The sequence below is a fragment of the Pyrococcus yayanosii CH1 genome (assembly GCF_000215995.1).
GTDB classification, from domain to species: Archaea; Methanobacteriota_B; Thermococci; order Thermococcales; family Thermococcaceae; genus Pyrococcus; species Pyrococcus yayanosii.
The window spans coordinates 1,013,226-1,037,587 of sequence record NC_015680.1 but is presented as its reverse complement, the minus strand read 5'-3'; the positions used below and the strand labels follow the sequence as shown (position 1 = coordinate 1,037,587).

General features: G+C 51.2%; 25 protein-coding genes, 1 tRNA gene and 1 rRNA gene. 11 read left to right on the top strand and 16 right to left on the bottom strand.

Annotated features, from left to right (window positions below; all coding sequences use genetic code 11):
- Positions 1-2: 2 nt before the first annotated feature.
- Positions 3-593 (bottom strand): DUF996 domain-containing protein, encoded by a 591-nt coding sequence (locus tag PYCH_RS05770; RefSeq protein ID WP_308700751.1) that lies wholly within the window; start codon positions 591-593, stop codon positions 3-5.
- Between the two features lie 44 nt (positions 594-637).
- A complete protein-coding gene (locus PYCH_RS05765; protein WP_048058232.1) occupies positions 638-1,099 on the bottom strand; it encodes a DUF2284 domain-containing protein in 462 nt (153 codons plus the stop codon).
- A 70-nt stretch (positions 1,100-1,169) separates the two neighbouring features.
- On the opposite strand from PYCH_RS05765, the gene gcvH reads away from it, so the two are divergent.
- Positions 1,170-1,574, top strand: coding sequence for a glycine cleavage system protein GcvH (gcvH, locus tag PYCH_RS05760; RefSeq protein ID WP_048058231.1), 405 nt, complete (start codon positions 1,170-1,172; stop codon positions 1,572-1,574).
- 15 nt (positions 1,575-1,589) lie between these two features.
- Here the strand turns inward: gcvH and PYCH_RS05755 are convergent, their stop codons facing one another.
- The gene (locus tag PYCH_RS05755; RefSeq protein WP_013905912.1) at positions 1,590-1,793 is read right to left on the bottom strand and encodes a 30S ribosomal protein S17e; all 204 of its coding nucleotides are present in this window, start codon (positions 1,791-1,793) and stop codon (positions 1,590-1,592) included.
- 79 nt (positions 1,794-1,872) lie between these two features.
- Here PYCH_RS05755 and PYCH_RS05750 point away from each other — a divergent pair, with 79 nt between their 5' ends.
- Complete coding sequence (locus PYCH_RS05750; RefSeq protein WP_083817013.1) at positions 1,873-2,520, top strand: PHP domain-containing protein; 648 nt, start codon at positions 1,873-1,875, stop codon at positions 2,518-2,520.
- Here PYCH_RS05750 and PYCH_RS05745 read toward each other — a convergent pair.
- Together PYCH_RS05745 and rrf are read right to left on the bottom strand one after the other, a co-directional pair.
- Positions 2,515-3,075: a hypothetical protein gene (locus tag PYCH_RS05745; RefSeq protein WP_013905910.1), complete on the bottom strand. Its 561-nt coding sequence runs from the start codon at positions 3,073-3,075 to the stop codon at positions 2,515-2,517. The genes PYCH_RS05750 and PYCH_RS05745 overlap by 6 nt on opposite strands.
- A 69-nt stretch (positions 3,076-3,144) precedes the next feature.
- A 5S ribosomal RNA gene (gene rrf, locus PYCH_RS05740) occupies positions 3,145-3,266 on the bottom strand.
- An 83-nt stretch (positions 3,267-3,349) separates the two neighbouring features.
- On the opposite strand from rrf, the gene PYCH_RS05735 reads away from it, so the two are divergent.
- Positions 3,350-7,495: a DEAD/DEAH box helicase gene (locus tag PYCH_RS05735; RefSeq protein ID WP_013905909.1), complete on the top strand. Its 4,146-nt coding sequence runs from the start codon at positions 3,350-3,352 to the stop codon at positions 7,493-7,495.
- Here the strand turns inward: PYCH_RS05735 and PYCH_RS05730 are convergent.
- Entirely contained in the window at positions 7,472-8,161 is a 690-nt protein-coding gene (locus PYCH_RS05730; protein ID WP_013905908.1) for a metallophosphoesterase, read from the bottom strand. The two genes, PYCH_RS05735 and PYCH_RS05730, sit on opposite strands and share 24 nt — an antisense overlap.
- A gap of 36 nt (positions 8,162-8,197) precedes the next feature.
- Positions 8,198-8,275, bottom strand: a tRNA-Lys gene (locus PYCH_RS05725).
- Positions 8,276-8,388: 113 nt separating this feature from the next.
- Here PYCH_RS05725 and PYCH_RS05720 point away from each other — a divergent pair.
- Both PYCH_RS05720 and PYCH_RS05715 read left to right on the top strand, forming a co-directional pair.
- On the top strand, positions 8,389-8,676 hold the full coding sequence (locus PYCH_RS05720; protein ID WP_013905907.1) for a DUF357 domain-containing protein: 288 nt from the start codon (positions 8,389-8,391) through the stop codon (positions 8,674-8,676).
- A 12-nt stretch (positions 8,677-8,688) separates the two neighbouring features.
- Entirely contained in the window at positions 8,689-9,084 is a 396-nt protein-coding gene (locus PYCH_RS05715) for a DUF555 domain-containing protein (RefSeq protein ID WP_013905906.1), read from the top strand.
- On the opposite strand, the gene PYCH_RS05710 is transcribed toward PYCH_RS05715, so the two are convergent.
- Positions 9,079-10,020 carry a tRNA 4-thiouridine(8) synthase ThiI gene (locus tag PYCH_RS05710; protein WP_013905905.1) on the bottom strand — a complete coding sequence of 314 codons (942 nt, stop codon included), beginning with the start codon at positions 10,018-10,020 and terminating at the stop codon, positions 9,079-9,081. The genes PYCH_RS05715 and PYCH_RS05710 overlap by 6 nt on opposite strands.
- Positions 10,021-10,116: 96 nt before the next feature.
- Between PYCH_RS05710 and PYCH_RS05705 the strand changes: the two genes are divergently transcribed.
- The 3 genes from PYCH_RS05705 to PYCH_RS05695 all read left to right on the top strand — a co-directional run bounded on the left by PYCH_RS05705 (position 10,117) and on the right by PYCH_RS05695 (position 13,032).
- Complete coding sequence (locus tag PYCH_RS05705; protein WP_013905904.1) at positions 10,117-10,785, top strand: TIGR00703 family protein; 669 nt, start codon at positions 10,117-10,119, stop codon at positions 10,783-10,785.
- Positions 10,786-10,880: 95 nt separating this feature from the next.
- Positions 10,881-12,569, top strand: coding sequence for an acyl-CoA mutase large subunit family protein (locus tag PYCH_RS05700; protein ID WP_048058229.1), 1,689 nt, complete (start codon positions 10,881-10,883; stop codon positions 12,567-12,569).
- Between the two features lie 139 nt (positions 12,570-12,708).
- Positions 12,709-13,032, top strand: a complete 324-nt coding sequence (locus PYCH_RS05695; RefSeq protein WP_013905903.1) for a PadR family transcriptional regulator — start codon at positions 12,709-12,711, stop codon at positions 13,030-13,032.
- A gap of 3 nt (positions 13,033-13,035) precedes the next feature.
- Here PYCH_RS05695 and PYCH_RS05690 read toward each other — a convergent pair whose 3' ends face one another.
- Positions 13,036-13,191, bottom strand: a complete 156-nt coding sequence (locus tag PYCH_RS05690; protein WP_013905902.1) for a 50S ribosomal protein L40e — start codon at positions 13,189-13,191, stop codon at positions 13,036-13,038.
- A 69-nt stretch (positions 13,192-13,260) separates the two neighbouring features.
- On the opposite strand from PYCH_RS05690, the gene PYCH_RS05685 reads away from it, so the two are divergent.
- Positions 13,261-13,569 carry a hypothetical protein gene (locus tag PYCH_RS05685; RefSeq protein ID WP_013905901.1) on the top strand — a complete coding sequence of 103 codons (309 nt, stop codon included), beginning with the start codon at positions 13,261-13,263 and terminating at the stop codon, positions 13,567-13,569.
- Here PYCH_RS05685 and PYCH_RS05680 read toward each other — a convergent pair.
- Complete coding sequence (locus PYCH_RS05680; protein ID WP_013905900.1) at positions 13,552-14,211, bottom strand: serine/threonine protein kinase; 660 nt, start codon at positions 14,209-14,211, stop codon at positions 13,552-13,554. The genes PYCH_RS05685 and PYCH_RS05680 overlap by 18 nt on opposite strands.
- A 59-nt stretch (positions 14,212-14,270) precedes the next feature.
- Here PYCH_RS05680 and PYCH_RS05675 point away from each other — a divergent pair, with 59 nt between their 5' ends.
- Entirely contained in the window at positions 14,271-15,422 is a 1,152-nt protein-coding gene (locus PYCH_RS05675) for an alanine--glyoxylate aminotransferase family protein (RefSeq protein WP_013905899.1), read from the top strand.
- Here PYCH_RS05675 and PYCH_RS05670 read toward each other — a convergent pair.
- The gene (locus PYCH_RS05670) at positions 15,419-16,009 is read right to left on the bottom strand and encodes a P-loop NTPase family protein (RefSeq protein WP_013905898.1); all 591 of its coding nucleotides are present in this window, start codon (positions 16,007-16,009) and stop codon (positions 15,419-15,421) included. The two genes, PYCH_RS05675 and PYCH_RS05670, sit on opposite strands and share 4 nt — an antisense overlap.
- An 89-nt stretch (positions 16,010-16,098) precedes the next feature.
- Here PYCH_RS05670 and PYCH_RS05665 point away from each other — a divergent pair, with 89 nt between their 5' ends.
- Positions 16,099-17,253, top strand: coding sequence for a radical SAM protein (locus PYCH_RS05665; protein WP_013905897.1), 1,155 nt, complete (start codon positions 16,099-16,101; stop codon positions 17,251-17,253).
- Between the two features lie 9 nt (positions 17,254-17,262).
- On the opposite strand, the gene PYCH_RS05660 is transcribed toward PYCH_RS05665, so the two are convergent.
- The 5 genes from PYCH_RS05660 to tes form a co-directional block, all read right to left on the bottom strand.
- The gene (locus PYCH_RS05660) at positions 17,263-18,537 is read right to left on the bottom strand and encodes a dicarboxylate/amino acid:cation symporter (RefSeq protein WP_013905896.1); all 1,275 of its coding nucleotides are present in this window, start codon (positions 18,535-18,537) and stop codon (positions 17,263-17,265) included.
- 263 nt (positions 18,538-18,800) lie between these two features.
- Positions 18,801-20,690, bottom strand: a complete 1,890-nt coding sequence (gene gatE / locus PYCH_RS05655) for a Glu-tRNA(Gln) amidotransferase subunit GatE (protein WP_013905894.1) — start codon at positions 20,688-20,690, stop codon at positions 18,801-18,803.
- 112 nt (positions 20,691-20,802) lie between these two features.
- A complete protein-coding gene (gene gatD / locus PYCH_RS05650) occupies positions 20,803-22,116 on the bottom strand; it encodes a Glu-tRNA(Gln) amidotransferase subunit GatD (RefSeq protein WP_013905893.1) in 1,314 nt (437 codons plus the stop codon).
- Positions 22,117-22,218: 102 nt separating this feature from the next.
- Positions 22,219-22,497 carry a DUF3213 domain-containing protein gene (locus PYCH_RS05645; protein WP_013905892.1) on the bottom strand — a complete coding sequence of 93 codons (279 nt, stop codon included), beginning with the start codon at positions 22,495-22,497 and terminating at the stop codon, positions 22,219-22,221.
- Positions 22,498-22,503: 6 nt separating this feature from the next.
- On the bottom strand, positions 22,504-24,273 hold the full coding sequence (tes, locus tag PYCH_RS05640) for a tetraether lipid synthase Tes (protein ID WP_013905891.1): 1,770 nt from the start codon (positions 24,271-24,273) through the stop codon (positions 22,504-22,506).
- Between the last annotated feature and the right edge of the window lie 89 nt (positions 24,274-24,362).

Below are 24,362 nucleotides of genomic sequence, written 5' to 3'. Positions count from 1 at the left end.
CTTCAGTAGACCATCGCTGTAGTCTCCTCCGGCCGCTCCAGCTCATCAGGCAGGGAGAAGAACGATACTATCTCTAAGATGGCGGCGACGAATATCACAAGGAGCCCAACGAGCACTACCATAGTTATTGCCCCTATGAAATATAGTAGACCCGTTGTCCGAAAGAGATCCGTGCCTGTGCGCTCCGCTATCCTCTCGTAGCTACGCTTCCTGAAATAGGTTGCTATGACTAGGGCTATCCAGAGAATCACTAAAGCTATTAGGACACCGCCGAGTATTGCCGCTATATTACGGGCCTCTCTCATCATGCCCTCTATACCTGCCCCTAGTATAAAGGCTCCCACGGTTGCGATGGCAATAATTGCCGCCAACACGATACCACCGATCTGGATTATGAAAGCCTTAAGAAAATCATCGAATATGTCCTTATCACCCGTTTCGTCGCTTATTTTTTTCACGGCCATGAAGATAAGCACTAAGCCTGCCAGCGACAGCACAAAGCCTATCCTTGGCACTAGGCCACCAATAAGTCCTAATATTGCTCCTATACCACCGTACAATTTCGCGTCTTTCAGCGTCATTTTCCCGTGCACCAAGTAATTAGTTCCTAAGTGAAAATATTTAAAGCTTTCGAATTTCACTCAATCAAAATCATACCGTACAAAACGCTTTCGGAGAAATTCAGTTCTACGAGAGAGCCCAGCTCAATGCCGATGGCATCTATGCTTGGCCTCACCTCCGTGGGCATCTTGCAGCTTTTACCTTTTTCGAAAGGACAGTCGTCGCATAGGTTACAGTTGCCGGGAAAGAGGGCGAGAGCATAGATTTTCCCCTGCCTGAAGAACTCTCTTTCTTTTTTCAGCAACCAGGTAAGCACTTTTCTCTTCTCGTTCTCAAAGTCTTTCATTTCGATCTCGAACTTGATAAGGAGGACCTTCCTGTAGTGGCGGAGGAGCTCTCTAGTTTCTCTCCACTCAGGAACATGGGGAGGGCAGCTTGGCCGCTTGCCGAACATGGGGCACGTTCTGCACTTCCACACGGGTCTCGGTGAGATGATGACACTTTCGGCGGGGATTTCCTTTTCCCACACCACTTTCATGGCTGGAGGTAAGGTCACTGCATACAAAAGCTTTAAATTTCACAATCGTAAAATTCGTCCGGTGGTTCTCATGATAGAGGTCGGGGAGTACAAGGTTAAGGAGGGCCTCTACTACACGAAGGATCACGAATGGGCTCAGGTCCTTGAGGACGGAACGGTCCTCGTTGGGATAACCGACTACGCTCAGAAAGAGCTTGGAGACATAGCCTACGTAGAGCTGCCTGAGGTCGGGAAAACGGTGGAGAAGGGCGATGTTCTCTGTGAGGTGGAGAGCGTCAAGGCTGTCACGGAAGTTTATGCTCCTATCAGCGGCGAGATCATAGAGGTCAACGAGGAGCTGAACGACAGCCCCGAGAAGATAAACGAAGACCCCTACGGAGCCTGGATAGCAAAGATAAAGCCAAGCAACCTTGAAGAAGAATTGAAGGAGCTAATGGATGCAAACGCCTACGCTGAACACCTCAAGACCCTCTGAGCTCTTAAAAATTTTTCAGAGAATCTTGCCCTCCTGCTTCATTCTGACGAGCTTCGTCACGTAGCCCGCTATCCTGTTCCTTATGGTCTTGCTAGTCACATTAGTAAGTTCTTGCACCTTCTTCTTGTTGTGCTCGAAATCTGTGGTGAACTCATCTGGATAACGATTCACGAGCTCCCTCGCGACCCTCTTAATGAATCCCTGCCTAATCTTCCCCATCTTCATCCCCCCGTTATCGTAATCCAATCTCCCCTGGGGCGGAGGAGTTTTAAAGTTTACCCACAACTTGCCCCCCATGATGGACCTTCACACGCACACTAGGTACTCAGATGGGGTGGGTCTCATAATAGACAACGTCTCGTGGGCGGAGGCGAGGGGCCTGAGATTGGTGGGAATAAGCGATCACATTCACTACCTCACGCCTGCGACCTTTCGCTCATACGTTGCCGAGGTCAGAAGGGCGGCCGAAGAGAGCGAGGTTATAGTCCTAGTTGGGGTTGAGGCTAATATACTTGATTCCGGGCCGGACATCACGGACGATTTCACGGAGAAGCTTGACTACGTCATAGCGAGCGTTCATGACTGGTTCGGGGTAGGGGAAGTTCATAGGTATCTGGAGCGCATCAAGCTTGCCCTGATGGATAAGAACGTGGACGTAATCGGCCACTTTGGCAACATCTTCCCATGGATAGGCTACCCGAGTCAGGAGGAACTTCTGGAGATAGTCGAGCTGGCAGAGGCCTACGGAAAGGCCTTTGAGATAAGCTCACGCTACAGGGTTCCAGAGCAAGAGTTTATTAAGCTCTGCGTGCGGAGAGGCGTTAAGCTGACCTTCGCGAGCGATGCTCACAGGCCCGAGGACGTTGGGGCTTTGAGTTGGAGCATTAAGGTGTTTGAGAGGGCAGGAGGGAAAAAGGAAGACCTTCTCTTCTCGGATCTCTTATAGCTCCTTAAGGGCCTTCTCCGCTATCTGACCGAGGGGAACCCATTTATAGCCCTCAAATGGGAGCATGACCTTGTCCTTGACGTCTACGAGCGCCTCAACCTTATCCTTAAGCTCTCCAAGCTTTAGCTCCTTGGCAAGCAGTATGGCGAAGCCTCTCTGATTCTTATCGCCCTCCTCAAGGAGCTTTCCGATCTCGGCCACGATTTTGTCCCTCATGCCCTCATAGACCGGCCTATACTTCCTGATGGCATTCATCGTGAATACCATAGCTCCTTCTCTAACGTAGGGATTTCTCGCGGAGATCAGCTTCAAAACCCTAAGGGCCTTTTCCTCCGTGAGCACTTTCCCTATAACTTCGGGCTTCTCACTGATTATAGTTGTCAAAACGAGAATTGCATCGCCGGCAGTTCCAGGGTTCTCATCGTCGAGAAGCTCGAAGAGGATGTCAAGGATCTTCTTGTCCTTCACGGCCTTTTCTATCACTTCGTTAACTTTGTTTTCTTCGAGCATCTTCTTTATTTTCCTCTTGTCTGGGCGGAAGGAAAAGAGGGTCATTGCTTTCACCTTGACGAGAAATTAAAAATACTTGTCCCCTTAAGCTTTACGTTGGAAGTAGAAGATAGTGGCCGGCGGCGTCCCCGGCTTCCCGCCCCCTCTCGGAGGGCAGTACAACCGGGATCGCTGGGGGGCTTAACTTCCGGGTTCGAAACGAGACCGGGTGTGGCCCCCCCGCTATGGCCGCCGTACCGATCGATAGTCCCAAGGTTTGATTTAAAAACTTTTCGGTCTAGAAAAACCTTTTTCAAGGGACTATCCATCAGGATAGACGATGATAAGGTGGGCCAAGAGAGAATACAGCGACGAAGAGATATTTTCAATCCTTGAGGAGCCGGTTAGGGAGTGGTTTAGAAGGAAGTTTGGCACCTTTACCCCTCCCCAGAGGTATGCGGTCATTGAAATACATAAAGGGGAGAACGTGCTGATTTCTTCTCCGACGGGTTCTGGAAAAACTCTCTCCGCTTTTCTTGCCGCTATAAACGAGCTCATTCTCCTAGGAAAGGAGGAAAGGCTTGAGGATAAAATCTACGTTCTCTACGTTTCTCCTCTCAGGGCTCTCAACAACGACATAAAGAGGAACCTTGAAGAACCATTAAGGGAGATAAGGGAGGTTGCAAAGGAGCTCGGCTACAAGCTTCCAGACATAAGGATAGCCATAAGGACGAGCGATACTTCAAGCTACGAGAAGAGCAAGATGCTGAAAAAGCCTCCGCACATACTTATAACAACCCCAGAGAGCCTTGCCATAGCCCTCAACGCGCCTAAGTTCAGGGAAAAACTCAAAACGGTGAAGTATGTCATAGTTGATGAAGTCCACGCCTTGGCTGAGAATAAGAGGGGTTCTCACCTGGCCCTAAGCCTTGAGAGGCTCAGGGAATTGACGGGAAGGGACTTTGTGAGGATAGGGCTTAGCGCAACAATTCACCCTCTTGAGGAGATAGCGAAGTTCGTTTTTGGATTTGATGAGAACGGAAATCCAAGGCCGGGGCTAATAGTGGATGTGAGCTTTGCGAAGAAGACCGAGATAAAGGTCGAGAGTGTGGTTGAAGATTTAGTATATACGCCGGCGGAAGCTCTCAGCGAGGCTCTCTATGAGCGACTCGCGGAGCTCATAAGAAAGCACAGAACAACCTTAATATTCACGAACACGAGGAGCGGTGCGGAGAGGGTAGCCTATAACCTTAAGAAGCGCTATCCGGAGTTTGAGAACCTCGTAGAGACCCACCACTCCTCTCTGTCGAGAGAGGTAAGACTGGACGTTGAAGAGAGGTTGAAGAGAGGTGAGCTTAAGGCTGTTGTGTGTGTTTCTGGAGATTCGAGGGTTCTCACATTAGCTGGTCCCAAAAGGATAGAGATCCTTAAGGAAGGCGGTGCAATAGTGGGAGTAAAGGATGGGAGAAGTTCCTTTGTGATGTTTGACTATCCATATAGGATTGAATACAAGGATAATGGCCTCAAAATAAGAACGAGGCTCGGGTTCAGTGTTAAAGTCACAAAGGAACACAAGTTCCTAATTATTAACGAAGAGGGAGAACTTGAATGGATTGATGCTTCAAGGCTGAAGGAGGGTGATTACATAGGGGTTGTGAGAAGGTTACCAAGCCCAAACAGGGAAGTTTCCATTCTTGAAATCCTTCCGCAGGATTCTGCTTATCTTTACTTGACTGAAGAGTTCCTTAAACAGTTAAAGGCCAACATTCGGGCAAAGTTTGGCTCTATAAAATCTTTCGCCAGAGAGGTTGGAATTAGCGGGGACTATCTTTCCAAACAGCTCAGAGGTGCTTATCCGTTTAGGTGGGGAAAGCTTCAAGCCATTCTTGAAAATGTTCACATTAGCTTGAATGAGAAAGATATCATTAGGATAACCTCAAGTAAGGGTAAGGGTCACCTCCCATTGAAGTTTACTCCCGGAATGGCAAGATTGCTTGGCTTTTGGCTCGCGGACGGTTCGTGGAAATCAAGCGCGATTACACTCTTCTCAAGCGATCTAAATATGCTCAAAAGATATCGCGAACTCGCAAAGCGAGAGTTTGGAATTGAGGGCATAATAAGAAAACATAACGAAAGTACCTATGTCCTTGAACTTTCTTTCACCATTCTCCTTGAGATATTTAAAAAGCTTGTTGGGAGTATAGGGAGAAAGTCAAAGCTCAGAGAGTTTCCAGAGATTCTCTACGTTCTCCCTGAAAAGCATAAGATCCAGTTTCTTTCGGGTTACTTCGATGGAGACGGGTATCTCGAAGTTAGGGGAGGCAGGATTTATTCAGCTGGCTTCACAACGTTCAATGAGAAATTTGCTAGGGGTATAAGGGATATTCTGCTCCAGCTTGGAATTGTTTCTTCTCTTCGTAGCAGAGAGCATAGGGGCATCTCATATACCGTCTCAATCCTTGGAGGGGACTACCTCAGGAAGTTCTCTCGGCTGATTGACCCATGGAGGGAGGAACTCTTCAAAGTTAAGGAATTTCAGCCTGAGGGATATTCAAATATGGATGTTATACCTAATCTCGAGAAGAAACTCCTGAGGATCAGCGAAAGGCTTGAGACGAGCTCGTATTCTCTCCAGAAAAATGGGGGATACAATCCGGTTAAAGTTGAACTCGGAACAAGGGAAATTAGTCGCAAGAACCTAAGAAAGTTAATTGATATCTATAGAAGAATTGCACAGGAAAAAGGGGATACAAATACGATAAGAGAACTCGAAGAGTTGAAAAAGCTTGCGGAGGGCGATATTTTCTTTGACAGGATAATAGAAATTAGGCCCGTAAAACTGGACATCGCCTATGGAATAATAAACTCTGAAACTGGAAACTATGTCGTTGAAGGTTTCATTTCGAAAAACAGCTCAACATCGCTTGAGCTTGGCATCGATATAGGGAGCATTGACCTCGTTGTCTTGATAGGTTCTCCGAAGAGCGTGAACAGGGCCCTGCAGAGGATAGGGAGAGCGGGGCATAGATTGCATGAGGTCAGTAGGGGGATAATCCTTGCCCTCGACAGGGATGACCTCGTTGAGGTAACCGTTTTGGCTCACAACGCGAGAATTAGAAGGCTCGACAGGGTGAAGATTCCGAAGAACCCTCTTGACGTTTTAGCTCAGCACCTCCTTGGCATGGCCCTTGAGAGAGTCTGGGATGTTGAGGAGGCATACAAAGTTGTGAGGAGGGCATATCCTTACAGGGATTTACCATTTGAAGACTTCATGAGCGTTTTAAGATATCTGGCAGGCGAATATGCTGGCCTTGAGGAGAAAAAGGTTTATGCAAAGATATGGCTAGAGGATGGAAAGTTTGGAAAGAGAGGAAAGATGACTAGGGCCATCTACTATATGAACGTTGGAACAATTCCAGACGAGGCAAAGATAGATGTTTTCACCCTCGACAAAAGGTACATTGGAACGGTGGAGGAGGAGTTTGCTGAAAGGCTGATGCCCGGTGATATATTCGTCTTAGCTGGAAGAACCTATGAGTTCGTAAAGAGCAGGGGGAACAGAATCTACGTTATTCCAAGGGAGGGAGCAAAGCCTACAATTCCCTCCTGGTTTTCTGAGATGTTGCCCTTGAGCTTTGATTTAGCTTTGGACGTGCAGAGGTTCAGGAGGGAAGTAAAGGGTCTGCTTAGGAGCAAAAGAGCTAAGGAAATTCTCATGAGGAAATACGGCATTGACGAGAGGGCCGCGAGGGCAATACTGGCATACTTCAGGGAGCAGGAGAAGTTCTCGATAATACCTGACGATGAGACAATTTTGGTTGAGGAAGTTGTGAGGGAAAACACCGTCGAATACTTCTTCCACACCCTGATAGGCAGGAGGGCAAACGATGCCTTGAGCAGGGCGTTCGCTTATCTGATAGGCAAGGAAAAGAAGTGCAATGTCGGCGTTGCGATAACGGATAACGGTTTTATGCTCAGGATTCCAAAGGACAGGAGGCTTAAGGAGGGAGAAATACTCGAGCTGTTTAATGTGAAAAACCTTAGGGATGTCCTAATGAGGGCCCTTGAAAACACGGAGCTTCTGAAGAGGCGTTTCAGGCATGTCGCGAACAGGGGTTTGTTAATATTAAGGAGGTATGTCGGCAGAGGTAAAAGGCTCGAAAGACAACAACAAATGGCAGTTTCCCTTCTCAAGATACTGAAGGAGCGCTATCCGGACTTTCCACTTTTAAAGGAGGTTTACAGGGAGATACTAGAGGACAAAATGGATATAGAAAATGCCGAGAGGTTTCTCGGCTGGATTAGAGAAGGAAAAATTAAGGTTATATTCAGGAGGAATCCATTGCCTAGTCCGTTTGCGTTTAACTTAGAGGTCGTTGGTGCGAGCGATGTCATATTAATGGAAGACAGGAGAGAGCTGATAAAGGCTTTGCACCGGAAGATAATGGCCTTAATCAGAGAACTAGATAGAGGAAAGCCTTCTTAGGGCTTCAATTAGCTTTCCAAGTTTCCCAAAATTTAGTATTTCATTTTCTAGAGGGACGTGAACTTCCAGCTCATTAATGTTTTTTGTCCTCAAAATTGGGGAGATTATTTCGCCGGTTATGTCATTTCCATAGGCCCATGGGCTAAAAGCTGGCAGTACTATTATGTCCTTTCCAATCAAGAATGTTGGGACCTTAATTACTGCTCCAACCTCGTCCCTTAACCTTATGGCTGGATGTTCATGGCCGATTATGAACCTTTCGCCTTCCTCCAATCTATGGCCATGAACGACTTTCCACTTTCCAATTTCAAATGCATCTAGCACTTCGGCCCCGATATTTTCGATCCATTTTATTCCCACGTCGTGATTTCCCTTTACAACAATGACTTCATTAACTAAGGAAGTTATATTTTCCAGGAAGGTTTTTACCTCTACATACTCCCTTTTCAGGGGAACAAAAGAGTGCTTTAGGTCTCCGTTTATTATTACTCTTCTCGGTCTTTCCCTCTCTATTATCGCTTGGATTTGAGATATTACCTCCTTCAGAAGCTTCGGGATGTATTTTCCTTCCGCTGCAGCAGCCTCCTCAAATCCTATATGGATATCTGCCACAATTAGATTACCGTTTGCAAGAATGGCTTTTTCTGGGAGAAGTTTAATGTCCATCCTTCTCCACCCGCCTATGAGATCACCCAGAAAAGCTGGCGGGCCGGGGGGGATTTGAACCCCCGACCTGCGGATTAAGAGTCCGCCGCTCTAACCAGGCTAAGCTACCGGCCCAAGACCCGAAACCATTGGGGCCTAGTCCTTTTATAAGCTTTTCGGTAAGTTCTGTGCTAAGGTTTATAAAAAACCCTGAGGTATAGGGGGCGGGGCGGGAGACCTTGGCCGATGTGGCCAACGTTATCAGCGAGGAAAAGCTCAAGAAGTACTTCCGCCTGACCAGGGAGGCCCTCGAAAAGCTGGAAATAGCCGTTCACGAAAAGAGCCACCTCTATTCTGTTGCGAAAGACTTTTTAATGATGGCCGAAAGCTACTTCCGCGACGCCCAGTACTACTATGAGAAGGGTGATTATGTGACGGCTTTCGCTGCCCTAAACTACGCCCATGGCTTCATAGATGCTGGTGTGAGGCTCGGTGTTTTCAAGGGGGAGGACGAGAGGCTTTTTGCCTTCGGGTGAGGGGGTGGAGTTATGGGAGACTATGTGGTAGTTTTGGAGGCTCCAATAATAGTGAGAGATGTGAAAAGCGTCGAGGAGGCGATAGAGGCCGCCGTGAGCAAGGTTATGAATGCCCTTAACAGGGAGAAGCTGGACTTTGTGAGGATAGAGCTCGGCTACTCTAGGTGCCCTGTCTGCGGGACCCACTTCGAGAGTGCCTTCGTGGTCGGCGACGTTGGCCTCGTGGGTATATACCTTACCTTGAAGGTGTTCAACGCTCAGAGCCTCGAGCACGCCGAGAGGATAGCTAAGGCGGTCGTCGGGAAGGCCCTTAAGAAGGTTCCACTCAAGCTATTTGAGATTAGGGAGCTCAACAACGGAAAAGAGGGAGGGGGAATAAACATCGAGGAGCAGGGAGAGGCCTCATAGCCCTGCCCTTTTTCTGACACCCTCTAGGTATTCCTTAGGGAGTGCTATGAGCGGATAATAAATCGGGAGAGGACACTTCGCGTTCTCCTCTATGAGGGCGTCGCCAAGAGCCTCCGTAAGTTTTTCCGCACGACGGCCACTCACGATACCCTTTGCTCCAAAATCCTTAGCAAGTTCAACGGCCTTCTCTATCATCTTCTCCTTTGGAACCTCCGCGACGACTAGCTCTCCCTTTCCCCCGTAGGCATAGCGTTTTAGCTTCCTCCAAAGTACTCTTACGTTCTCTAGCTCTTCTTCGCTTTCCTTCACGTGGAAGGGGATCACCTCAACTCCCCTCTTCATCATTAGAAAGGCCGCGAGGGCAGAGTTGGGCCCGCTCAAGAGGACGACAACCTTTCCCTGAGTACCTAGAGGTAGCCCTCCCCACCCCTTAACTTTTTCCGTGAATATGTACGCCTTTCCCTCCATGACCTCGATGCCAACCTCGATGTCGTAGTTCCTCAAATCTACCTCAGCCTCTTCATGTTCTAAGATGTATTCTCCCACCTTTGCCTGCAACTCCACGCTTGTCAGCGGAAGCTCCTTCGTTATCCTCCTCGCGGTCACCCTGAACCTTGGCCGCTCTAAGCTTAAGCTTCTCTTTGTTCTCCGGAAGAGCCTCAGGGCTATTTTGTTTATCTTTTCAAGGCTCGCCTCGACTTCCATTGCGGGGCTGAGGGAGACTATTCCGAAGACCCGCGCCAGAACTTCGGTAGCTTTCTCGGCCTCGTTGGTCTTCACGATTATTCTCCCGTGCCTCGCGACTATCTCCTTGTAGCCTATTCCCTCACTAATAAGGGCCTCCCTTATGTTGTTCACGAGTATTCTCTCGAACCAGCTCCTCGTCTGTCTCGACTTCGTTCCAATCTCTCCGTATCTCACTACCACGGCGTTCACTCGCGATCCCATCTTGAGGTTCGTCTCCCGATTTATATGACTAGCGGGCGCAAGGCTTAAAAGCTCTGAAGTTTTAATAACAATTGGTGAAGAAAAATGCTGGAGGGTTACTACATAATCGAGAACCCGGGTGTCGTCCCGGCCGAAAGGAGGTTTCGATTCAGGGACCTAAAGGCTTGGGGCTATGATCTGCATCTTGGTACAATTGAGGGGGAAAGAGCCTACTTCGTTTTCAGGGCTGGCGAGAAACAGGAGGGAGAAACCTATGTCGTCGGCGGGAAAGAGTACTATGTCGAAGAAACACAGAGGGATATCCCCGAGAATGCCCGTCTGCTGGCGAAGATAGTCATAGAGAAGGGTCAGCCTTATCTGGTCTTCTGGCTCGAGGAGGAGGATAGAAGTTTCCCACTAGCCAAAGAAGATCCGAGAATAATCCTGAGAAGGTTCTGGGAGAAAGAGAAGTTCAACCAGCTCCTCAAGCACGTGAGGAGCGTTGGCCTTACCACGGACTTCTACAAGGATAACGTTTTCATAAAGGCTATACCTCTTCCCTACGAGGAGTATCCGCCGAAGGTTAGAAGGGTTCTGAGGGCTGTCAAGGATGTTCACCGAGACATGACAGGGTTTGGTAGGTTCGTATTCCAGTACTTCGGGGAGGAAGACAAGAGACATAACTACAGGCTCTACTGGACATTACCGACGCTACACCTATTCGACCTCGAGGTGGCCAACGAGGTTGACAAGATCCTCGGGATGCTGGATTGAAGAACATGGATATTTTATCCAATATCAAGGTTTGGCTTGGAGTATGTAAAAAGCTTTTATAACTCCCGCTCCTTAACTATTCTTTGGTGGTTGGGATGACTTTCGATCCCGAGAAGCTCAAGAAGATTAGGGAGGAGGAGAAGCGCTGGGAAGAAACTACAGTAACCAAGTTCCTCCAGAAGGCTCCCGAGAGAAAGGAGAAGTTCATGACAGATGACGGCTTCGAGATAAAGCGCATCTACACGCCAGCCGACCTTGGAGAGGATTGGGACTACATGGAGAAGCTTGGCTTTCCTGGCGAGTATCCCTTCACGAGAGGCGTCTACGCCACGATGTACAGGGGTCGTTTCTGGACTATGAGGCAGTATGCGGGCTATGCAACGGCCGAAGAATCCAACAAGCGCTACAAGTATCTCCTTGAGCAGGGTCAGACCGGTCTGAGTGTTGCCTTCGATCTGCCGACCCAGCTCGGATATGATAGCGACCATCCACTTGCTGAGGGCGAGGTCGGCAAGGTGGGTGTTGCCATAGATTCGCTCTGGGACATGGAGATACTCTTCGATGGAATTCCACTCGACAAGGTTTCCACATCGATGACGATAAATTCCACAGCCGCCAATCTGCTTGCCATGTACATTCTCGTTGCTGAAAAGCAGGGAGTTCCCCAGCACGTCCTCAGGGGAACCGTCCAAAATGACATCTTGAAGGAATATATAGCTAGAGGAACTTACATCTTCCCGCCCCAGCCGAGCATGCGCCTTACGACCGACATCATCATGTACTGTGCCGAGAACGTCCCCAAGTGGAACCCCATAAGCATAAGCGGCTATCACATCCGTGAGGCTGGAGCGAACGCCGTTCAGGAGGTCGCCTTTACCTTGGCGGATGGCATCGAGTACGTTAAGGCGGTCATAGAGAGGGGTATGGACGTTGACAAATTCGCTCCAAGACTAAGCTTCTTCTTCGCGGCACACAACAACTTCCTCGAGGAGATAGCCAAATTCAGGGCCGCAAGAAGGCTCTGGGCCTATATCATGAAGGAATGGTTTGGTGCCAAGAACCCGAGGAGCATGATGCTCCGATTCCACACCCAGACCGCTGGCTCTACGCTCACGGCTCAGCAGCCTGAAAACAACATAATAAGGGTCGCCATTCAGGCTTTGGCTGCCGTCCTTGGCGGAACTCAGAGTTTGCACACTAACTCCTACGACGAGGCCCTCTCATTGCCAACGGAGAAGAGCGTCCGCATAGCCCTAAGGACACAGCAGATTATCGCCTACGAAAGTGGCGTGGTCGATACAGTAGACCCACTTGGCGGCGCCTACTACATCGAGTGGCTCACCGACCACATCTATGAGGAGGCCCTTAAGTACATCGAGAAGATAGAGAAGATGGGAGGCATGATGAGGGCCATTGAGAGGGGCTACGTACAGAAGGAGATAGCGGATGCCGCATACAAGTACCAGAAGGAAATAGAGGAGGGCAAGCGAATAATCGTGGGCGTAAACAAGTTCGTGACGGATGAGCCCATTGAGGTTGAGATACTCAAAGTTGATCCAAGCATAAGGGAGAAGCAAATTGAACGTCTGAAGAAGCTCAGGAGCGAGCGCGACAACAAAAAGGTCGAGGAGGCCCTTGATAAGCTAAGAAACGCTGCTGAGAAGGAGGATGAGAACCTGATGCCCTACATCATTGAGGCCCACAGGCACCTCGCGACACTTGGCGAGGTCACGGACGTCCTTAGGGAGGTCTGGGGAGAGTACAAGGCCCCCCTCATCTTCTGAAACTATTTATTTTAGGCTAAGCATTTTTTTATCTGTCCAGCATAATTCATAACAACAAAATATTTAAGAGCCAAGCGAAAACTTTATAGTTAGGAATGTTTCATCGGCAAAGAATATACACCATCTAAGGTGATACATAATGGTCGAGATGTTCAACAGGCTTAGGGACAAGCTCACCAAGGAGGTGCTGTGGCTTTACATCCTGCGACTCCTGAAGGAAAGGCCTATGTATGCCTACGAGATAAAGGGCCTCCTTAAGGAGAGATTTGGCTTCGAGCCAGCTACCGTGAGCTCATATGTTGTTCTCTACAAGCTCGAAGAAGAGGGCTACGTTACCTCCGAATGGCACGAGAGCGAGGCGGGAAGACCCGCTAGGAAGTACTACAAACTTACAGAGAAGGGGGAGAAGCTCTTCGAAGAGGGCATAAAATTGATAGAGGACACTCTGAAGAAGCTCAAATGAGGATCAGCGGCCTCCCCCTCTGGGTTCCCTTGCCTTTGGCCTGAGCCTCTTGTAGCCACACCTCCTGCACTTCTCCGCTCCCCATGGGTTAGTAGCACCGCATCTTAGGCAGACGTACTTCCTGAATATCCTCGCCTCAGCCTCTGGGAACCTTGCCATCTCAATCCCCCGCCCTAACTTGAGGGGTTCTTTTTTAAAGTTTACCGTATAATGTTTTTGGGAAGAAGAATGAAAGAGGGGTGCGTCCTCATAGTCCTCCTGCTCATGGGCTTGGCCATGACCATAATCCTCAAGACCTTCCTAGGACTCGTGGTTCCAGCAGTGGGCATACCCGCTTATCTGGCATACTCGGCGAGGTATCAGAACATCCTCGCCAAATCTAGGCTCGTTGACCTTGACCTCTTCATAATGATAGGTGTCATAATCATCGTGGTGCTCGCTTTTGAAACTTTCTCTGATCCGAGGCTTGGCTTAATACTTCTCTCCCTCCTCCTTCCCCTCCTCTTCGCCTTCCTGCCCTCAAAGGGACGCGAGTAGCTCGAATACTTTGCTAGGGTTCATTGTCCTCTTGTATTCCCTTAGGGTCTCTCTCATAGCCTTTCGAAAGTCGTCGCCTATTCCGAATTTTTCCAATACTCTCCTCGACACGATGTTGTTGGATAGAAATATCATAGCCATCGCCGAGGTCAGGTTTCGGGGTTTTCTCTGGGTGCTAGCCTTCTCGAAGTCGATTATCCAGACGTCCTCTCCGATTATTATGTGCTTTCCCCCTTGTATCTGGCCGTGATCTACTCCCATTACATCCAGGAGGTGCGCCTTCTCAGCTATCCTCAGGAGGTGCTTCTTTTCAACGTCCGCCTCTATTATAGGCTTTCCTTCAAGGAACTCCCTGACGAGGATCTCTCTTCCCAGGACCTCAGCGTAGAGCACGGGCTCGGCCGTTACCCCCGTTCCCTTAAGCATCTCGAGTATCCTGGCTTCCCTCCATAAGGTCCTTCGCGGTGAGTCCCTTCTTTGCCATTTTATTACGACGGGCTTTTTCCCAGCCATACCTTTGAACACGACGCTCGTAGTACCCTTGGAGTAGGGTTCTAAGAGCTCGATTCCCTCACCCCTAAGGAATTTTCTAAGCTCCTTGATATCCTCCTCGCTAACGAGCATCCCAAGGGGCCCCTTCATGTCCTTCCCCCGAAGTGTTTTTATAGACAACATGCGATGTCCGCTATGAGGTGTTCAAGATGCAGTTCGAGGAGGCATTTAAAGAGGTTTATGAGCTCGTCAAGCCTAAGTATAAGCTCTTTACGGCAGGCCCAGTCGCGTGTTTCCCTGAGGTCCTCGCCATTATGGGCGTTCAGATGTTTAGTCACAGGGCCAAGGAGTACAAGGAGGTTCACGTGGACACCGTCAAGAGACTGAGGGAGTTCCTCGAGGTTAAAGAGGGTGAAGTCCTGCTCTTCCCGAGCTCCGGAACGGGTATCATGGAGGCAAGCATAAGGAACGGGGTTTCCAAGGGTGGAAAGGTTCTCGTCACGATAATCGGGGCCTTCGGAAAGAGGTACAAGAGCGTCGTCGAGAGCAACGGCAGGAAGGCTGTTGTCCTAGAATACGAGCCGGGTAAGGCCGTCAAGCCCGAGGACCTCGATGATGCCCTCAAAAAGAACCCGGACGTCGAGGCCGTTGCCATAACCTACAACGAGACCTCTACAGGAGTTCTCAACCCACTTCCAGAGCTTGCCAAGGTCGCCAAAGAGCATGACAAGCTCGTCTTTGTCGATGCGGTCTCCGCCATGGGTGGCGCTGACATAAAGTTCGATAAGTGGGGCCTTGATGTCGTGTTCGGAAGTAGCCAGAAGGCCTTCGGGGTTCCACCCGGCCTGGCAATAGGAGCCTTCAGCAAGGCCTTTTTGGAGAAGGCTGAGAAGATGGAGGAGAGGGGTTGGTACTTCGACATCCCCAAGTACGTAAAGTATCAGAACGAGAAGCAGGGCACTCCCTCAACTCCCCCAATGCCGCAGATATTCGGTCTCAACGTAGTCCTCCGTATCGTTGAGAAGATGGGTGGCAAGGAAGAGTGGCTCAAGATGTACCAGAAGAGGGCCGAGATGATCCGCGAGGGTGTCAGGGAAATAGGCCTCAGTATCCTGGCGGAGCCTGGTTACGAGAGCCCAACGATAACGGCCGTCGTGACGCCAGAAGGGATAAAGGGCGATGAGGTCTACGAGGCCATGAGGAAGAGGGGCTTTGAACTGGCCAAGGGCTACGGTAGCGTCAAGGAGAAGACTTTCCGCATAGGCCACATGGGCTACATGACCTTTGAGGACATAAGGGAGATGCTCGACAACCTGAGGGAGGTCATAGAGGAGCTGAAAAGGGAGAAGGGGCTGGCTTAAGCTATTTTCTCCAGCTTTATTCCTTTCTCGTTCTTTATCCTATATATGGCATTCACCTTCCTGAGCCCTGTCCTGACATCCCTGTAAAGCTCCACGATGAGCTCGAACCTGGCCAAGAGCTCATCGTCCATTCTGAGCCAGTGCTTCACTTCCTCAACCAGGTTGCGGGCGATTACTAGAGAAGTGATAATGAAGGCGTAGTTATCTATCAGGGCCCTGAGAATCTCTGGAACGCTAACGGTGTGAAGGGTATCTACGATAACATAGTCGGGCTCGATTTCCCTTAGCTTCTCCACAACGTCTTGGGTCCTCTCCTCGAGCCTCCTTCCATCGAACCTGGTATCGATGACCTCGATGTTCTCCTTGAAGGGTTTAAACTCTCCATAAGCTGTGATGACGGCTATCCTCCAATCGTCAGGTATGAGAAACGTTAAGGCCTCTACGAGCTTTGTCTTTCCGGCCCTCGTGCCACCCACTATAAGGATGTCGCTCCGGCCCTTAACGGCCTCCTCAAGAACCTTAAGTTGCTCCTCGCGGATGGTTCCGTACCTCAGAAGATCCTCCGGCCTGAAGATGTATATGCCCATTATCAACCACCGGATTGGAATCGAAAGTGGAGGATAAAAAGCTTAGCCCACCAAAGCCCGTTTAAACTGAGGGTGCCAACCTCTAAAAGATGGGGCTCATTGACTCGGTCATCGGTACGAGCAGTCACATCAGCGGTCTCTGCCACAGCGTCGTCAGGGGAGAGCTCTTCACGACCTGCTCCTCTGGATGTATCTACTGCTACGCCCGCTGGTATAGGGGGCCCCATGGCAGGCCGAAGGCAAGGTTTGATATCTTCAAGCTCCTGAAGTCCCTGGGAGAGCTTGTTGGACGCGGCATTCCTGTGATTCCCGTTAGATTCTCGGCCCTGAGCGACCCCTTCCAGCCCCCGGCAAAGGTAACGCTGAAAGCCCTCAAGATGGCCCTCAAGCTGAGGATCCCAATAATCCTCAACACGAAGCTTCAACCGGGAGAGGCCCACCTGAAGGTTATGGAATCCCTAGCGGCTGAAGGCCTGCTCCTCCTTCAGGTCAGCATCACGGGACTAGACGAGGCCGCAATCAGAAGGCTCGAACCCTTCGCGAGTCCCGTTGAGGAGAGGCTGAGGCTCGTTGAGTGGGCCAGCGAGATTGGAATTCCGACGATCGTGAGAATTCAGCCCTTTATTCCGGGTCTGAGCGACAGGAATGTGGAGGGTTTCCTCGATGAGATAGCATCAGCGGGGGCTCGGATGGTCATTGTCGAGTTCTTGAGGATTGAAAGGGGGTTTCTCGACTTCTTCAGGCGGCTCTTCCCCGGGAATGGGGTCTATATGGAGGAGTGGGAGTCTTACCTTCCGAGGACACCGAGCGATGAGGCTCCTCTCCTTCAGGCTCCCTTCGAATACAGGCTTAAAATTGCGACCCGGATAGCGAAAGAGGCTGTGAAAAGGGGTCTTGCATTCGCCACATGCAAGGAGGGGCTCTTCCATCTTCACGAACCGAAAACTTTGGATTGTTGTGGCATGGGATTTCTCGAGGCTGGGTGGACGAGGAGACAGACCCTCTGGGACCTCTACCTTGAGGCCTACGAGAAGGGGAGAGCAAAGCCCGGAGACCTGTGGGGGAGGTGTGAGAGGGAAGGCCTCCTTTGCCGCGAGAGGATGAAGGTGTATCCGGGCTGGCTCAGGAGGGGTTTGAGAGTCCACGAAAAGCGGTTGGAAGGTCTTCTGAAGAAGCCGAGCCTTGTGGAGAAAATAGCTCCGGCCCTGCGGTTCGAAAACGGCTTCTACGTGCCCAAAAATTGAAAAAGGAGGTCAGAGCCTCCCAGTGTCGAGCTCACCCTCCGTCTTGGCCACTATGGCGGTTCCGGTAAGGTCGCCGGTAACGTTGACCATCGTCCTACCCATGTCGAGGATTGCGTCGATGCCCAATATCATGGCGTAGGCGGCGGCGACACTTGGGTTGGTGAGTGGCAGGCCAACGCTCTCAAGAACCATGGCAAGCATTATGGCTCCAGCGCCGGGCACGCCAGCCGTTCCTATCGAGGCCAGCACGGCCGTCAGCACTATGGTGAGTTGCTGGCTGATGGAGAGGCCGACTCCAATGGCATTGGCTATGAAGAAGGTCGTGACACCTTGGTATAGGGCCGTTCCATCCATATTTATCGTGGCGCCGAGGGGCAGGGTGAAGGAGTATATGCCCTTGGATATGCCCATATCATCGGCGACCCTCATGGTGACTGGCAGGGTTCCGCTGGAGCTCCTCGTGACGAAGGCCGTGAGCATGGCATCCTTGGCCTTGGCCAAGAACTTAATCGGGTCGATGCCAAAGATTTTGAGTAGCACCATGTAGACAAGGACTATCTGAAGAATGAGGCCAACGTAAACTGCGGTGGTAACCTTGGCGAGGTCACCGATTACCTTAACCCCATAGCTTGCCATGACGTACGCGATGAGGGCAAAGACACCGATGGGAGCGTACTGCATGACTCCAGCAACGATCTTATAGACGGCCTCGGCGAGGCCATCTATGGCCCTGTAGAGGGTCGTGGCACTGTTCTTAATCCTCTCATCCTTACTGTTCATGAGGTAGCTGAGCGCTATTCCCAGCACTATCGCGAAGAATATCGTGGGCAGGACCTGACCGTTGGCGAGGGCGTTGAAGGGGTTCGTCGGGACTATATTGAGGAGGGTCTCGACGAGTGGTGGGGCCTGCTTGGGTTCGAACTTGGCGCCCTCAACGACGAGCTTGAGGTTTGCACCGGGATTGAAAACCCTGGCCATCACGATTCCTAGCGTCACGGCGAAAGCTGACGTCAGTAGGTAGTAGACGACTATCTTGGCGCCAACCCTCCCGAGCCTAGCCGGGCTGATGCTGGCCGCACCGACGACCAGTGATGCGAAGACTATGGGCATGACGAGCATCTTCAGAAGTCTGACAAAGAGGTCTCCGAAGGGCTTAATGTATGTCTTGACGGCGTCGGCGTGGCCGTAGTGGCCCATTACGAGACCGAAGACTGCTCCTACTATCAGCCCTATAAGTATCTTTTGGAGCACCGGATACTCTAAATACTTCTTTAAAATGCCCATCTATGTCCACCTCCGCACAGGTGAATATCGGGCCGTTGTAATGTTCATCATCAGTTATATACGTTGTGCCCAAATGCCTTATAAAAGGCTGGAGGAGTATTAGGTCGGGATGATGAGGTTCGCTAGAGCGGAGCGGTGAAGAAGCCCAGGGTATCTGACCATGATGAGGCCTACCCCTCTGATCGGTGATGAGAGGGTGAGCTGGCTGAGCTTGTTAAAAGTCTTCGAGCTTGGTCTGTTTGAAATTAAAATGGTAATTGAAGCTAAGAAGAGAGCTCTTGGAGCTTCCTCCTGACTATCTGGCTTACGAGCTTTCCGTCGGCTCTGCCTCTAAGCTTGGCCATGGCGCGGCCCATTATGAGGCCCATCGCTCCCATGCCCTTTTCCCTCACGACTTCGATGTTCTGCTGGATGACCTCGTCTACTATCCTCTCCACTTCCTCCTCGCTGAGCAATGTTAGTCCCTTCTCCTCGGCGATCTGCTTTGGACTCTTCTCCGGGTGAAGGGCAAGCTCCTTGAATATCTCCTCGAAGGCCTCCTTCGCTATCTTGCCCTCAAGGAACAGCCTGAAGGCCTCCTTTATGTGCTCGTCAGTGATATTCTCAATGGGCACCTCCTTCCTGAGCCCCTTGAGGACGACCACGAGTACTGAAGCGGCCAACGATGGCTTGACGCCCATTTCCACAAGGGTCTCGAAGAGCTCATCTCTCTCGTCGTCCACGAGCGTCTGGGCCATGCTCCTGTCAAGCTTGAACTCCTTCACGTAGCGTTCAACCCTTGCCTGCGGGAGCTCTGGAAGATTGGCCCTTATCTCCTCCTTCAGCTCGTCGCTCAGTGGAATGGGTGGTATGTCCGTTTCAGGATACATCCTCGCCTTTCCGGGGAGGGGGCGCATGTACTGGGTATTCCCGTCCGGCAGGGCTCTCCTCGTCTCTTCGGGGACACCTTCTATGGCTTCCCTCGCCCTCTTGATGACCTCACGGAGGGCCCTCTTGGCGGTTTCCTCTTCAGCAGCGACAAGCACGAAGGCATCCTCCTCGCCGAGGCCGAGCCTCTCGATGACGGCGTTTACCTCCTCCTGACTTATCCCGTAGTTGGGGAGCTCGTCTATGTGGAATATTCCGGGCACGTACTTCTTGGCCCTGTCCGCGAACTCCGTACCTAGCCTCCTTCCGGGCTGGATCTCCCTCCCTATTAGTCCCCTGAACTTGGGGAGCTTTATCGCGAGGACACGGCCTCCCTTCTTTATGGCCCGTGCTATTATCTTAGAACCGGTGTTCTGGAATATGTCGGTGACGTCGTAGAACTCCTCCCTTATGTCCTCAGGTTTAACGCCCCTCCTCCTCAGCTCGTCCCTTATCTCGAGAAGGTTGAGTTGCCTCTCGACCTCCCGCTCGATTATAAGGGGAATCATGTCGAGCTCTTGAACGCCCTTAATCTCTACCCTCGCACCGCCCTCGATGGAGATGTTGAGGTCCTGCCTTATGGTTCCGAGGCCCCTCTTAACTTTTCTTGTTGCCCTTAAGGCGTCGCCTATGAACTTGGCAACAACTTTTGCTTGCTCCGGATGGTGTATGTTCGGAGTCGTGCTTATCTCGATGAGGGGGATTCCAAGCCTGTCTATGCGGTAGATAACCTCTTTATCTTTCCTCTCGACTATCCTGCAGGCGTCCTCTTCGAGACAGATAGTTGGAATGCCCACCGTCCCCCAGGGCGTCTCCACCTTTCCATCCGTCGCTATTATCGCCGTCCTCTGGAAGCCCGAAACGTTGGAGCCGTCAATAACTATTTTACGCATGAAGTGAACCTCGTCAACGGGCGTCGCATTTAGGAGGTAGGCTATCTGGAGGGCAACGCGGAGGGCCTCCTCGTCGGGCATGTGCGGCGGCTCCTCGTCCATATAAACGAGGTCCGTCAGCTCGTAGTTGCCCTCGTAGACGTAAACTCTACCCTTCTTGAACTCCTCTAAGGCGGCTGGGTCGATCTCGCCGAGCTCGCTCATCGTCGGCCTAAGCCTCCTCTGGAAGGTGAAGTCGACCTTATCATTGAGCTCACTCGGAACGGGCGAGAAGAGCTTCTTCGTGTCGAGCTGTCTGTGAATCTCGAGGCCGACCTTAAGCCCGAGCTTCTCGTAATCAAACTTCTCCCCCATGGAAATCACCTCAGCACCTCAACAAAATCGTCCTTTTCGTTTCCGTAGAGCTCCAGCATCACTCGCTCTATCGTGAAGGTGCTCATGTAAATGGCCATTATTCCCACGCGTATCACCTCAGGAAGGTGTCGAACCTCGTGTATGGGGTTATCTCACCCGCGTAGCTCGTCAGCATCATCCTCCTGACTTCGTTAAGGTCGTCAGTGTGACCGAGAACCCACATCAGCTTAACATAGGCCGTTTCCGGAAGCATGTCCTCGCACGGAATGACGCCTGCCTTGAGGAGCTTCCTGCCCGTTGAATATACGTTGAGGTTCACCCTGCCGTACAGGCACTGGCTCGTCATGCAGACGGCGACGCCCTCCTGCACGGCCCTTTCAATAGTGGGTATCAATCCGCTTGGCGTATGGCCGAGACCCGTTCCCTCGACAACTATCCCCCTATATCTCCTATCCACGAGGAAGTCGATTATCTCGGGGCTCATCCCGGGGTAGACCTTCACGAGGGCAACCCGTTCATCAAGCTTATCATCGACCCATACCTCCCCCTCGCTCCTCCTTCTGTAATCGTCCCTGAGGAACTCCACCCTGTCAGGCCAGACCTTTGCTATCGGCACGTCGTTTATGCTCCTGAATGCATCTCTTCTGCTCGTGTGCATCTTCCTAACCTTTGTTCCCCTGTGGGCGAGGCAGTACGTGTCACCCGTTTCCCCGTGCATGACGACCATGACCTCGGCGGCATCGCTTAGGGCCATCCGAACCGAGCATATGAGGTTCATAGCGGCGTCGCTGCTCGGTCTGTCGGAGCTTCTTTGAGCACCAACAAGAACGACCGGCTTGCTCAAATCGCGGAGCATGAAGCTGAGGGCGGCTGAGGTATAACCCATGGTGTCCGTTCCATGGGCCACTATCACACCGGCATCGCCAGAGTTTAATGCCTTGGCAACTTCGTGGGCGATCTTAACCCAGTATTCGGGCCTCATGTCCTCACTTAGGATGTTCATAAGGAGCTTTGGCGTGATGTTGGCCATCTCAAATATCTCAGGCACCGCTTTGGCGAGCTCTTCCGCCGTGAAAGCCGGGTGGACTGCACCTGTCTCGTAGTCAATCCTGCTCGCTATCGTTCCTCCCGTGCCTATTATCGTGACGTTTGGAAGCTCGGGTTTTCCCTCGATGAGGGCCTTAAAGTGGACCTCAGGCTTCACCTTGGCCTTTTCAAGAACCTCAATGGCCTTTATCTTCCCGAGGGCAACTCCTATGTTGTAGCCGTTGTCGAGCTTTATGACGAGGGTCTCACCGCTTGAGAGCTCGTAGGGAGGCATTACGATGCCCTCGTAGATGATTTCCTTATTGCCCTCCTGCTTGATTATCCTGACGTAATCTCCAACGCCGATTCCCCGTTCCCTAAGAAACTCCTCCACCCTCATAACTACCCCCGAGTGGGAAAGGGAGGGGAGGGATATAAACCTTTAGAGGCAGACCCCGAAAGGGGGTGAATTGATGGGGATAGGGGGAGGCTGAGGAAATCCTCATGTCTTCTCGGCTGTGTTCTTCCAGCTCATGCTGGCCTCTATGAGCTCCTCCAGAGTTATTTCCCTCTCCGAGACGACCTCGTAGCCGTAGGGCTCGAACTCTTTCAGAATGAAGTCCTTGGAAAGCTTTTTGGGATTGAAGACCACCCTGGCGGTCCTCGCGTATCCGTTCACGAAGACCCTGTACGTCCCCTCGTGGAGGGAGAGCCTGTACTGAATGTCCTTTGCCTCCTCCGGTTTAATTTCCCCGAGCCGGAGCGTGAGCTCTATGAGCATCTCCACTCACCCCCTGAGCCCGAAGTAGTCCTCGATGTCAATGTAGGTCTTCCTGTACAGCTCGCTGTTCCTCATCTTCTCGACGAACTCCTTGGTACGAACGTACTTGTCCTTCGTGTAGTCCCAGTCTGGGTGTAGCTTCTTCCACTCCTCCCAGCTGTAGCTGAACTGGGCTTGGACCTTATCCCTGTAAAGCTCTGGAATCACGTTAAAGGTACAGAAGGGCACTATCCTGCCGTCGGGCATGGCGTAGTGGATTACACAGCGTTCGACACGCTCGACGTCGTAGTTGTATTCGTCCATGAAGTGCATCATTCCGAGGAAGAGCGTCCTGGTGTGGAACTGGCCGAGGGCCTCGTAGTTGCCGTGCACAAGGGCGTTTTTAATTAGTTCCAGTACATCTAGGCCCTTCGGGGCGTTCTTCTCATCGTAGAAGCTCTTGAGCTTGAGGAATACTGCCTCTCCGACAGCCTTGAGCTTGGCGAGTCCCTTGAACCTCGCCTTCTCAATCTCATCCGCCTTCTCCTCGAGGAACTCCGCGAGTCCCTCGACGTCTATAAACCTCGGTATCGGAATAACCTTCTTCTGCTCCCTGTCGAGGAAGACGTAGGTGGCAGCACCACACGCGTAATGGCTTGTCATGTAGTACTTCCTTCCAGTGAAGACCTCGAAGAAGCGCGCTATGTGGCCCGCAATCGGTATGGGATACCAGTCGTCCCTGCTTATGGCCCCGTTAGTCTGCTCCTCTATCTTCTTTATGGCACCCGCCACAGTTATCCTGAACCTCTGGCGCTCCTTCTTCGGAACCCTACCAACGAGGGATATTGGCTGGAAGTTCACACCCCTGACGATGTCGAGGTGGTTGAGGCCGAAGTTTATTATTGCCCCGGCCTCGTGGTCATTGACGTTCCTGATTAGGGTCGGGACAAGGACTATGCCAGGCCCACCAGCCTTCCTTACGTTCTCGAAGATGAGCGGAATCTCCCAGTGGTTCTTCCAGTTAGTCTGGGGCGTCATTCCGTCGTAGCTCAGGTATAGAGTATTCACGCCGGCCTCCCTAATCTTCTTAACGAGCTCCGGCTCGAAGGCAAGCCTTATGCCATCGGTGTTGAGCTGAACGTGGTCATAACCTTCCTCCTTTGCTATCTTGATTATCTCGACGAGATCATCACGGAGGGTTGGCTCGCCACCCGTGAACTGGACAGCGTTTGCCCCTATAGGCTGTTCCTTCTTGGCGTTGCGGAGCATCATTCTAATCTGTTCCAATGTTGGCTCGTAAATTGGTTCTCCTTCTTTGGCATAAAAGAAACAATACCAACAACTTAAGTTACATCTATTTGTGAGCACTATGTTAAGTAAATTAGTGTGGGAGTAGTGCCTCGCGCAGAGGCCACAGTCAAAGGGGCAGTTGACGCCCGTGTTCTCGACGTTGAAGGAGGACAGCTTCTTTTCCGTCCACCTCCACCGGCGGAACCTATAGTAGAGGTCAACATCCTCATAATAAAGGTCGGTTATTATGCCCTCGGGACACTTCTTGGTTATCCAGACCATCCCGTCCTTCTCCCATATGACGGCGGGGACGACCTTCCTGGTCTCGGGACAGAGGGACCATGTCTTATGGGGGAGAGGTTCACCATAGATTCTGCTCGCGTTCTTGAGCATTCCCTCAAATTCCTCTTCGGTTAGCTCGGGGAACTCGACAATGTCTTTTATTGTGCGGGTGAGTCCCTCGAATTCCTTTTCACCGCTCGGAATCTCACCAACGTTTTCCGCCATACTATCACCTGCCCCAAATTTATGGCCTCGAGTATAAAAAGTTTTGCGTAAATATGAAAGTTATCCTTCACACCCCTGCGGGCATCTGA